Below are 11,026 nucleotides of genomic sequence, written 5' to 3'. Positions count from 1 at the left end.
GGGGCGGCCGGAGCGGCACCGGCGACACCGATGACGGCCAGGCGGGCACCGACCTCGGAGGTCTCGTCCTCGCCGACGAGGATCTCCAGCAGCGTGCCGGAGACCGGCGCGGGGATCTCGGTGTCGACCTTGTCCGTGGAGACCTCGAGCAGCGGCTCGTCGGCCGCGACGGACTCGCCGACCTGCTTCAGCCAGCGGGTGACGGTGCCCTCGGTGACGGACTCGCCCAGGGCGGGGAGCACGACATCGGTGCCGGCGGCGGCGGTGGCCGGAGCGGCAGCGGCGGGGGCCTCGGCGGCGGGGGCCTCGGCAACGGGAGCCGGGGCCGCGGGGGCCTCGGCGACCGGGGCGGCAGCGGCGGCCGGCTCGGCGGCCGGAGCCGCGGCAGCGGCCGGAGCGCCGGAGCCGTCGTCGATGACGGCCAGCTCGGCGCCGACCTCGACGGTCTCGTCCTCGGCGACCTTGATGGAGGCCAGGATGCCCGACACGGGGGAGGGGATCTCGGTGTCGACCTTGTCGGTCGAGACCTCGAGCAGCGGCTCGTCGGCCTCGACGCGCTCGCCCTCGGCCTTCAGCCAGCGGGTGACAGTGCCCTCGGTGACGCTCTCACCGAGCGCCGGAAGGGTTACGGAAACCGACATGGTTTCAGTTGCTCCTAACGAAAGTGCGGAAGTGGTCGTCGCGCCCGTGACGAATTAGTCGTGGGAGTGAAGCGGCTTGCCGGCCAGGGCCAGGTGGGCCTCGCCCATCGCTTCGTTCTGGGTCGGGTGCGCGTGGATGAGCTGCGCGACCTCGGCCGGCAGAGCTTCCCAGTTGTAGATCAGCTGGGCCTCGCCGACCTGCTCGCCCATCCGGTCACCGACCATGTGGACGCCGACCACGGCACCATCCTTGACCTGGACGAGCTTGATCTCGCCCGCGGTCTTGAGGATCTTGCTCTTGCCGTTGCCCGCCAGGTTGTACTTCAGGGCCACGACCTTGTCCGCACCGTAGATCTCCTTGGCCTTGGCCTCGGTGATGCCGACGGAAGCGACCTCGGGGTGGCAGTAGGTGACGCGCGGGACACCGTCGTAGTCGATCGGGACGGCCTTGAGACCGGCCAGACGCTCCGCGACCAGGATGCCCTCGGCGAAGCCGACGTGCGCGAGCTGGAGGGTGGGGACGAGGTCACCGACGGCCGAGATGGTCGGCACGTTGGTCTGCATGTACTCGTCGACCAGGACGTAGCCGCGGTCCATCGCGACGCCCTGCTCCTCGTAGCCCAGACCCTGCGAGACGGGGCCGCGACCCACCGCGACCAGTAGCACCTCGGCCTCGAAGGTCTTGCCGTCGACCAGCGTCACGCGGACGCCGTTCTCCGTGTACTCGGCCTTGTCGAAGAAGGTGCCCAGGTTGAACTTGATGCCGCGCTTGCGGAACGCGCGCTCCAGCAGCTTCGAGCTGTTCTCGTCCTCGACCGGCACGAGGTGCTTGAGGCCCTCGATGACGGTGATGTCGGAACCGAAGGACTTCCACGCCGAGGCGAACTCGACGCCGATGACGCCGCCGCCCAGCACGATCGCCGACTCGGGGACGCGGTCCAGGACCAGCGCGTGGTCCGAGGAGATGATGCGGTTGCCGTCGATGTTCAGGCCCGGCAGCGACTTCGGCACGGAGCCGGTCGCCAGCAGGATGTGGCGGCCCTGGATGCGCCGGCCGTTCACGTCGACGGAAGTCGGGGAGGAGAGGCGGCCCTCTCCCTCGATGTAGGTCACCTTGCGGGAGGCGACCAGGCCCTGCAGACCCTTGTACAGGCCCGAGATGACCTCGTCCTTGTACTTGTGGACACCCGCGATGTCGATTCCCTCGAAGGAGGTCTTGACACCGAACTGGGCGGCTTCGCGAGCCTGGTCCGCGATCTCGCCCGCGTGCAGCAGAGCCTTCGTGGGGATGCAGCCGTTGTGCAGGCAGGTGCCGCCGAGCTTGTTCTTCTCGATCAGGGCAACGTCCAGACCCAGCTGGGATGCGCGCAGCGCCGCGGCGTAACCGCCACTGCCACCGCCGAGGATCACTAGGTCGAAAACGGTGCTGGCGTCGTTCGCCACGTCACGTCCTCCATGCATGTGCGCCGGGCACCGGTCCTCAGTGACCGGGCGGCGGCTGGTAATCGGCCGCTTGTTTCTTCGGCCCTGTGGTGGGGGCCCTGTCCTGCCGAGAACCCATCTTCGCATTTGTCGGGGGAACACGGGACGCCGGGCCCACGATGTGATCGGGCGATCTGCCCGGACCGGGGGTTACCGCTGCGTAGATACCTACTGAGATACCTACCGATTCCTTGAGGTTTCGTCGCGAGACGGACGCACCCCGGGCCCTGACCCGGCCCGGGGTGCGTCACGTCACATCACGCGCTCTTGTCAGCCCAGGTCGCCCGTGGCCGTGCGCTCGGCCAGGCGCACCAGGGTGCGCACCGCGGAGCCGGTGCCGCCCTTGGGGGTGTAGCCGTGCGGCGCGCCCTCGTGGAAGGCCGGGCCGGCGATGTCGAGGTGGGCCCAGGTGATGCCCTCGCCGACGAACTCCTGCAGGAAGAGGCCGGCCACCAGGCCGCCGCCCATGCGGACACCCATGTTCGCGATGTCGGCGGTGGGGGAGTCCATGGTCTTGCGCAGCTCCGCGGGGAGCGGCATCGGCCAGGAGGACTCGCCGACCTCCTCGGCGATCTCGTGGATCGACGTGCGGAAGGCGTCGTCGTTCGCCATGATGCCGAAGGTGCGGTCGCCGAGGGCGAGCACCATGGCGCCGGTCAGGGTGGCGACGTCGACGATCGCGTCCGGGTTGTCCTCGGAGGCCTTGGTCAGCGCGTCACCGAGGACCAGGCGGCCCTCGGCGTCCGTGTTGAGGACCTCGACGGTCTTGCCGCTGTACATGCGCAGGACGTCACCGGGCTTGGTGGCGGAGCCGGACGGCATGTTCTCGGCGAGCGCGAGCCAGCCGGTGACGTTGACCCGCAGGCCCAGCTTCGCGGCCGCGACGACGGAGGCGAAGACGGCGGCGGCGCCGGCCATGTCGCACTTCATCGTCTCGTTGTGACCGGCCGGCTTCAGGGAGATGCCGCCCGAGTCGTAGGTGATGCCCTTGCCGACGAAGGCCAGGGTCTTCTCCGCCTTGGGGTGCGTGTAGGTGAGCTTCACCAGGCGCGGCGGGTTCTCGGAGCCCTTGCCGACGCCCATGATGCCGCCGTAGCCACCCTTGACCAGGGCCTTCTCGTCCAGGACCTGGACCTTGACGCCGTTCTCCTTCGCGGCCGCGGAGGCGACCGCGGCGAAGGCCTCGGGGGTCAGGTCGTTCGGCGGGGTGTTCACCAGGTCACGGGCGACGTTGACCTCGGTCGCGACGACCGCGGCGCGCTCGGCCGCGGCCTTGTGCTCCTTGTCGCGGGGCTTGGCGCCCAGCAGGGCCACCTCGGCGAGCGGCTGCTTCGGACCGGAGTCCTTGCCGTTGCCGGCCTTCTTCTCGCCGCCCTGGTAGGCGGTGAACGCGTAGGCGCCCAGCAGCGCGCCCTCGGCGACGGCGGTGACGGCCGAGGCGTCCTCCAGGGGGAGGGCGAAGCCGGCCTTCTTGCTGCCGTGCAGCGCGCGGGCGGCGGCGCCGGCGGCGCGGCGCAGCACCTCCTCGTCGAACGACTCGTCCTTCTCGGGGACGGAGCCGAGCCCCACCGCCAGCACGACCGGGACCTTGAGGCCGGCCGGGGCCGGCAGCTTGGTGATCTCGCCTTCGGCGCCCGAGGCACCGAGCGCGTCGAGGACGCCGGCGAGCTTACCGTCGTAAGCCTTGTCCACGGCCTCGGCGCCCGCGGCGACGATCGGTCCCTTGGGGCCCTTCGCCACGCCGACCACGAGGGCGTCGGCGCGGAGCGTCGCCGCGCCGGCAGTGCTGAGAGTCAGAGCAGTCACGGTGGTGAAGTCTCGCTTCCGTTTGTGTGTGTGGGCCGAGTGGGTGGACGGCCATCCGTGGCGATCGTATTCGGGCCCGACGGCCGCCAGAAATGAGCCTACGCGTACGCGCTCGTCGTACGTCACTCGAAGGTTTGGCAAGTTGTTCGATCAAGGGGTCATCAGGTTCACCCATCTGTGGACTCTGCTCCAGGTTTGCCTCGTAGACCTGACGAGGTCCGAAAGACTCGGTCCACTCTCGCAAGGGGACGCGGGGTTCCTTTGCATGATTTCCACAGAGCCTCCCAGGCCCGGCGCTCCGCCAAGGGCCGGTCGAGGGACGCCTGCGGGGGGAAAGGCCGAATATGGTCAACAAGAATCGGATGAACAGGGTCGCCGCGATGATGGCGGCAGCCGCCCTGGTGTCCGTGGCAGTACCCGCCTCGACCGCCCAGGCGGCCGTGGCACCGCGCATCGACCTGAAGGTGCTGGTCGTCGACGACGGCGGCAGCTCGGTCGAGGCGATCACCGCGGAACTCCGCGACACGGGGGTGCCCTACACCCGCGTACAGCTGGGCAGCAGCGGCCGCCCGGTCATCAACGCGGGCTTCCTCAGCGACACGGTCGACGGCCGTCCGCGCGCCAAGTACCAGGGTGTCGTCCTGCCGAACGAGAACCCGTTCGGCGAGGGCTCGGCCGAGATGGCCGCCCTCACCGCGTACGAGACGACGTACGGGATCCGCCAGGTCGACGCCTACACCTGGGCCCACCCGGGCGTCGGGCTGGAGTACACCGACAACGGCGGCTACAGCGGCCAGCTCGACGGCACCCAGGCCACCGTCACCACCGCCGGCAAGGCCGGCCCCTTCGCCTACCTCGGCGGCCAGGTCACCTTCGAGGACAACTCCGCCCTCGTCCCCGAGAGCTACGGGTACATGGGCAAGCCGCGCCCCGGCTACACCAGTTACCTCGACGCGCCCGTCGGCTCCGGCCGGGCCTCCCTGGTCGGCGAATACGCGCACGACGGCCGCAGCGAACTCGTCGTCACCTTCGGCTACAACCAGCACCAGCAGCAATTCCGGCTGCTCGCCCGCGGCATCGTCGACTGGCTGACCCAGGGGGTGCACCTCGGCCAGAGCCGCAACTACTTCGCGGTCCACGTCGACGACGTCTTCGCCCCCGACGCCCGCTGGAACAAGGAACTGAACTGCACGCCGGGCGACTACGCCTGCGCGGGCGGCGAGGGCAAGGAGAGCACCATCCGGATGAGCGCCGCCGACGCCGTGTACGCGGCGCAGTGGCAGACGTCCAAGAACTTCAAGCTCGACATGCTCTTCAACGGCGGCGCCGGCGAGGAGTGGAAGGCCGAGAACGGCGGCGTCGACGCGATGACCGCCCAGCTCATCGCCGACCGCGCCAAGTACCGGTGGATGAACCACACCTACACCCACCCGTTCCTCGGCTGCGTCCAGAACACCGCCGTCACCCCCTGGACGTGCACGAAGAACGCCGCCGGCGCGATCCAGTACATGAGCCGCGCCGAGATCTCCGCCCAGATCCGCGACAACAACAACTGGGCCGCCTCCAAGGGCATCACCCTGGACAGGACGGAACTCGTCACCGGCGAGCACTCCGGCCTCAAGACCGCCCCGCAGCAGCCCGCGGACAACCCCAACCTGGCCGGCGCCCTCGCCGACAACGGGGTCAAGTGGGCCGGCAGCGACAACTCCCGCGAACCGGCGCAGCGCGCGGTCGGCTCCGCCCTCACCGTCCCCCGGCACCCGATGAACGTGTACTACAACACGGGCACCAACGCCGAGATGGCCGACGAGTACAACTGGATCTACACCAGCCGCGCCCACGGCGGCAGCGGCGTCTGCGAGGACAACCCGGCGACCTCCACCTGCCTGCCGGCCCCGCTGGACGTCAACACCGGCTACCTCAGCAGCATCGTTCCGGCCGAGGCCCGCACCGCCCTGCGGCACGTCCTGGCCAACGACCCGCGGCCGCACTACGTCCACCAGTCCAACCTCGCCGAGGACCGCACCCTCTACCCCGTGCTCAACCAGGTCCTCGACACCTACCGCGGCCTGTACGCCCCCAGCGCCCCCATCGTCAACCAGAGCATGAAGGACACCGGCGTCGAGCTCCAGCGCCGCGCCGCCTGGGACAAGGCGCTCGCCGAGGGCAAGGTCACCGCCTACCTCATCGGCAAGGACGTCACCGTCAAGGCGCCCTCCGGAGTCGTCGCCCCGGTCACCGCCCCCAACGGCACCAAGAAGCAGCTCCTGCTCGGCAGCGCGGACTTCGGAACCGCCTACGCCGGCAACCGCTCCACCTGGACCGCACCCGAGCTGCTGCAGAGCGCCGTCACGCTCAAGCTGCCCAGCTGACCCTGCGGTCCGTCCCGCAGCAAGCAAGTCGACACCAGTACCACCTAGCGCCGGCGCTCCGCGAATCCACGGGCGCCGGCCCCTTTTCCGTCCTGGGGGGACACACCGCATGAGTCATGGGCGTCACGTCACCATGCTCACCGAAGGCACCTACCCGCACGTCCACGGGGGCGTGAGCACCTGGTGCGACCAACTCGTACGAGGTATGCCGGAGGTCGACTTCAACGTCATAGCCCTGACCGGCTCCGGACGCGAGCCGGTCACCTGGGAGCTGCCCCGCAACGTCTACCGGCACACCGCCTTCCCGCTCTGGGGGCCGCTCCCCTCACGCATCCGCAGGTCGGCCCTGCGCGGCAAGGCCCACCGCCGCTTCACCGAGGTCTACGAGAGCTTCCTGCTCTCCCTGCTCGACCCCGAGGGCGATCCCGCCCGGCACAGCTTCTCCGAGGCCCTGCGCGAACTGGCCGTCCTCGCCCGGGCCGGAAAACTCGCACCGGCCCTGCGCTCGGAATCGGTCCTGCGCCTGCTGATGACCGTATGGACCCGACCCGGTCTCGCCACAGCAGCGGCCGCGCCCACCGTCCACGACGCGCTCACCGCCACCGACCTGCTGGAACACGCACTGCGCCCGCTCGGTGTCCGGATCCCGCCCGACAGCGTCGCGCACGCCGTCAGCAGCGGCCTCGCCACCCTCCCGGCCCTCGCCGCCAAATACCTCGACGGGGTTCCCTTCCTGCTCACCGAGCACGGCATCTACCTGCGCGAGCGCTACCTCGGCTACCGCAGCGCCGCCCAGCGCTGGCCCGTCAAGGCCCTCATGCTCGGCTTCTACCGCGAGCTCAACACCGAGGGCTACCGGCAGGCCGACCTGATCACCCCGTGCAACCAGTACAACCGCCGCTGGGAGGAGCGCGGAGGCGCCGAGTCCGACCGCATCCGCACCGTCTACAACGGCGTCGACCCGCACGCCTTCCCCGAGGCCGGCCCCGAACCCGACGTGCCCACCCTCAGCTGGTGCGGCCGCATCGACCCGATCAAGGACCTCGAAACCCTCATCCGGGCCTACGCCTTCATGCGCGAGGAACTGCCCGCCCTGCGGCTGCGCCTCTTCGGCCCCGTCCCGGCCGGCTGCGAGGAGTACAAGCTCCGCCTGGAGAAGCTCGCCGCCGAACTCGGCGTGACCGACGGCATCACCTACGAGGGCCGCATCGAGCAGGTGGCCCAGGCCTACGCGGCCGGCAGCGTCGTCATGCTCTCCTCCATCAGCGAGGGCTTCCCCTTCAGCATCATCGAAGCCATGTCCTGCGGCCGCACCACCGTCTCCACCGACGTCGGCGGAGTCCGCGAGGCCGTCGGGGACACCGGCCTCGTCGTACCGCCCCGCGAGCCCGAAACCATGGCCCGCGCCACCCTCGCCCTGCTCCGCGACGACGAACGCCGGGCCGAGCTGGGCCGGATGTCCCGCAAGCGGGTGGTGGAGAAGTTCACCCTCCACCAGTCCGTGGACGGCTTCCGGCACATCTACCGGGAACTCGCCGGCCAGCCCGTCCTGCCCGTCCACGCGGGCGACGAATGGACCCAGCGGCTCGCCGACCCCTGGTACCGCGAACTCGCTGCCGACGGGAGCCTGTGGTGAGCGGATCCCTCTGGCTCAAGCCGCCCGGCTCCGGCCCCGCCGCCGACACCCTCGCGGCCATCCCCCGGCCGCGCCGCGACGGCCCCGACGCCCCCGCCCCCGCCGCCGACCCGATGGACGAACTCGCCGAGCGCCTCGACGTGTTCATCGCGTCGGCCGTCCACCCCGACGAGATCGCCGCCATCCTCGAATCCGACGGCATGACGGACGAGCACATCCGGCTCACCTACGGCCGGAACGATTCCTTCGGACTCGCCGAGGAGCTCTACGCCCGGGTGCCCCGCTCCTTCCCGGAGCCGGGGGCCGCCCCCGACCCCTGGAAGGTCTCCCTCACCGCCTGCCTGCTGCGCGGGGTGATCTTCGCCCTGCCCGGCCTGGCCTACCTGCTCGGCGCGCCCCTGCTCGAAGGCCCGCAGGACCGCCTCGGCCTGCCCGCCGGAACGCTGACCCTGCTCGCCGGGGCGCTCATCGGCTGGGTCTGGGACCAGACCCTGTCCCACCGGGCCTACTCCTGGCTCGGCCTCGGCGACCGGGGCGCCGCCGGGCGGACCCTGCTCGTCGGCGCCCCCGTCGGCGCGCTGCTGGGCACCGCCGCCGCACTGGCCGTGCCCGGCGGGCCCCCGTTCTCGTACGCCTTCGCCGCCGGACAGGCCTTCTACGTAGGGGCCGCCACCGTCCTGCTGGTCCTCGGCCGGGAACGGGTCCTGCTCGCCGCCCTCGGCCCCATGGCCGCCGGGGCGCTCCTCGTCCTCTTCGTCGACCTGCCCGTGCCGGTACGGGTGGGCCTGCTCGTGGTCTCCCTGCTGGCCGCCTGCACCCTGGCCCTGCGGGAGCTCCCGCTGGCCGCCGGGCTGCGGGCCGCCGCGCACCGGATCCGCGGCTGGACGGCCGGCCGGTCCGCCAAGGGTGGCCCCGTCCGCTGGCAGATGCTGCGCGGGGCCGAGGAGGACTTCGCCTCCCGGGGCCCCCGGATCGGCGACTCGGTGCCGTACGGGGTCTTCGGCCTCGGCACCGGCCTGCTCGTGCTGTACGCCGCCCTCGGGGAGGTGCTCGCCGGCGGTCCCGCCGAGGCGGTCGCCGCCCCCTCCGCGGTGGCCCTCACCCTCAGCATGGGCCCCGCCGAATGGCTGCTCCACCGGTTCCGCAGCGGCAGCCTCTCCGGGCTCCAGGGGGCCCGTTCGCCCCGGGCCTTCCGGCGGCGGATGCTCAGCACCCTAGGCCGGTGCCTCGCCCTCTACCTGACGGTCCTGCTGGCCCTCGGGCTGGCCGGCACCCTGCTCTGGCCGGGCGCCCCCGTCCTCACCGGGGTCCGGATCGCGACCCTGCTGCTGCTCGGGGCCGTCATGTGGACCGGGCTGCTCCTGCAGTCCTTCGGGGCGGTCCGCCCCGCGGCCGTGGTCTGCTCCTCGGCCGCCGTCGCCCAGAGCCTGGCCCTGCTGACCGGGCTGGGCCAGCCCCGGGCGGTCCAGCTGCTGGTCGCCGGCGCGGCCGCCGCCGTGCTGGCCGGCCTCGTCTGCCTGCTGCTCGGCCGCGCGACGGCCCACCGATGACGCACGATCCGTACGCGACGCCCGAGAAGAAGGACCCCATGCTGCTGGTGCCCCTGTACGAGCACCCCGCCGAGCGGCCGGAAGCCTGGGAGCGGCTCATCCGCTCCGCGGGCCGGCTGCACTCGGTGGTGCTCAATCCCGACAGCGGGCCGGGTGCCGCCCGCGACGAGCGGTTCGCGGCCGTCGCCGAACGGCTGCGGGAGGCCGGCGTACCCGTCCTCGGGTACGCCGACACCGACTACGGCAGGCGCCCGCACGCCGAGGTGGTGCAGGACCTGCTGCGCCACCGCGACTGGTACGCCACCGACGGGGCCTTCCTCGACCAGGCCTCCGCCGAGCCGGAACTGCTCCCGCACTACGGGCGGCTCGCGGTCGCCGCCCGGGCCGCGGGCGCCCGCACCCTCGTCCTCAACCACGGGGTCCACCCGCACCCCGGCTACGCCGAACTCGCCGACCTGCTCGTCACCTTCGAGGGCCCCTGGGACGCCTACCGGGAGGCGGCGGACGCGCCGCCCTGGACGGCGGACCACCCGGCCGAGCGGTTCTGCCACCTCGTGTACGGAGTCCCGCCGGGCGCGCTCGCCGCCCGGCTCGCCGAGGAACTCGCCGCCGAGCGCGGGGCAGGGGTGCACTGCGCGGTCCCCGGCAGCGGTGCGCACCCCTGGGGCACCCTCCCGCACGCACTGGAGGCGGCCGGATGAGGAGGCTCGGACTTCTGCTGGCCGTGCCCCTGCTGCTGCTGCTCGCCGCCTGTACGTCGCAGCCGGAACCGGAACGGGACGAGCTGTCGCCCGACCCGCCGCCGGGGGAGCGCTGGCAGCCGAAGCCCGGCGTCGGCTGGCAGTGGCAGCTCACCGGGAAGCTCGACACCTCGGTGAAGGCGGCCGTGTACGACGTCGACGGGTTCAACACGACCAAGGAGCAGGTCGGCACGCTGAAGAAGGCGGGCCGCAAGACCATCTGCTACATCTCCACCGGCGCCTGGGAGGACTTCCGGCCGGACGCCGGCGCCTTCCCGAAGACGATGCTGGGCGAGGGCAACGGATGGGAGGGCGAGCGCTGGCTGGACATCCGGCGCCTCGTGGAACTGGAACCGCTGATCGGCAAAAGGTTCGACATGTGCAAGGAGAAGGGCTTCGACGCGGTGGAGCCCGACAACATGGACGGCTACGCGAACCGGTCCGGCTTCCCGCTGACCGCCGACGACCAGCTGAAGTACAACCGGCTGGTCGCCCGGCTCGCGCACGACCGGGGCATGTCGGTCGGGCTGAAGAACGACCTGGACCAGATCCCGCAGCTGGTCGGCGACTTCGACTTCGCGGTCAACGAGCAGTGCATGGAGTACGAGGAATGCGACCGGTACGCCCCGTTCACCGACGCGGGCAAGGCCGTCTTCCACGTCGAGTACGAGGGCCGGCTGAACCGGTGGTGCCCCGGGGCGCGGGAGGCGAAGCTCAGCTCGATGCAGAAGAGGTACGAACTGGACGCATGGCGCCAGGTCTGCCGCTAGCCCTGCGGGCCCGCCCCACCCAATCCGGC

8 protein-coding genes are annotated in these 11,026 nt (G+C 71.5%); 5 read left to right on the top strand and 3 right to left on the bottom strand.

Features of this window, described 5'->3' with window-relative positions; translation table 11 throughout:
- The 3 genes from ACWGE1_RS37060 to ACWGE1_RS37050 all read right to left on the bottom strand — a co-directional run.
- Positions 1 to 641: biotin/lipoyl-containing protein (locus ACWGE1_RS37060; protein WP_453424862.1), on the bottom strand; the 641-nt coding region annotated here is incomplete at its 3' end.
- Between the two features lie 54 nt (positions 642 to 695).
- Complete coding sequence (lpdA, locus tag ACWGE1_RS37055) at positions 696 to 2,084, bottom strand: dihydrolipoyl dehydrogenase (protein WP_030731050.1); 1,389 nt, start codon at positions 2,082 to 2,084, stop codon at positions 696 to 698.
- Positions 2,085 to 2,393: 309 nt separating this feature from the next.
- The gene (locus ACWGE1_RS37050; protein ID WP_453424861.1) at positions 2,394 to 3,929 is read right to left on the bottom strand and encodes a leucyl aminopeptidase; all 1,536 of its coding nucleotides are present in this window, start codon (positions 3,927 to 3,929) and stop codon (positions 2,394 to 2,396) included.
- A 344-nt stretch (positions 3,930 to 4,273) separates the two neighbouring features.
- Between ACWGE1_RS37050 and ACWGE1_RS37045 the strand changes: the two genes are divergently transcribed.
- From ACWGE1_RS37045 to ACWGE1_RS37025, 5 genes are all read left to right on the top strand, one after another.
- Complete coding sequence (locus tag ACWGE1_RS37045) at positions 4,274 to 6,301, top strand: hypothetical protein (RefSeq protein WP_453424860.1); 2,028 nt, start codon at positions 4,274 to 4,276, stop codon at positions 6,299 to 6,301.
- A gap of 109 nt (positions 6,302 to 6,410) precedes the next feature.
- Positions 6,411 to 7,937 carry a GT4 family glycosyltransferase PelF gene (gene pelF / locus ACWGE1_RS37040; RefSeq protein WP_453424859.1) on the top strand — a complete coding sequence of 509 codons (1,527 nt, stop codon included), beginning with the start codon at positions 6,411 to 6,413 and terminating at the stop codon, positions 7,935 to 7,937.
- Complete coding sequence (locus tag ACWGE1_RS37035; RefSeq protein WP_453424858.1) at positions 7,934 to 9,487, top strand: hypothetical protein; 1,554 nt, start codon at positions 7,934 to 7,936, stop codon at positions 9,485 to 9,487. Before pelF ends, ACWGE1_RS37035 begins: the two co-directional genes overlap by 4 nt.
- The gene (locus ACWGE1_RS37030) at positions 9,484 to 10,188 is read left to right on the top strand and encodes a spherulation-specific family 4 protein (RefSeq protein WP_453424857.1); all 705 of its coding nucleotides are present in this window, start codon (positions 9,484 to 9,486) and stop codon (positions 10,186 to 10,188) included. Before ACWGE1_RS37035 ends, ACWGE1_RS37030 begins: the two co-directional genes overlap by 4 nt.
- On the top strand, positions 10,185 to 10,997 hold the full coding sequence (locus tag ACWGE1_RS37025; RefSeq protein ID WP_453424856.1) for an endo alpha-1,4 polygalactosaminidase: 813 nt from the start codon (positions 10,185 to 10,187) through the stop codon (positions 10,995 to 10,997). The genes ACWGE1_RS37030 and ACWGE1_RS37025 overlap by 4 nt, the downstream gene beginning before the upstream one ends.
- Positions 10,998 to 11,026 lie beyond the last annotated feature (29 nt).

The organism is Streptomyces sp. NPDC054932, assembly GCF_053610205.1.
Note: the sequence above shows the minus strand (reverse complement) of the source record. Positions and strands in the feature narration are given on the sequence as shown.

What these genes read in the sequence shown, in the direction of transcription:
- ACWGE1_RS37045 (WP_453424860.1), top strand. Translation starts at nt 4,274, where the DNA reads ATGGTCAACAAGAATCGGATGAACAGGGTCGCCGCGATGATGGCGGCA.
- pelF (WP_453424859.1), top strand. Translation starts at nt 6,411, where the DNA reads ATGAGTCATGGGCGTCACGTCACCATGCTCACCGAAGGCACCTACCCG.
- ACWGE1_RS37030 (WP_453424857.1), top strand. Translation starts at nt 9,484, where the DNA reads ATGACGCACGATCCGTACGCGACGCCCGAGAAGAAGGACCCCATGCTG.
- ACWGE1_RS37025 (WP_453424856.1), top strand. Translation starts at nt 10,185, where the DNA reads ATGAGGAGGCTCGGACTTCTGCTGGCCGTGCCCCTGCTGCTGCTGCTC.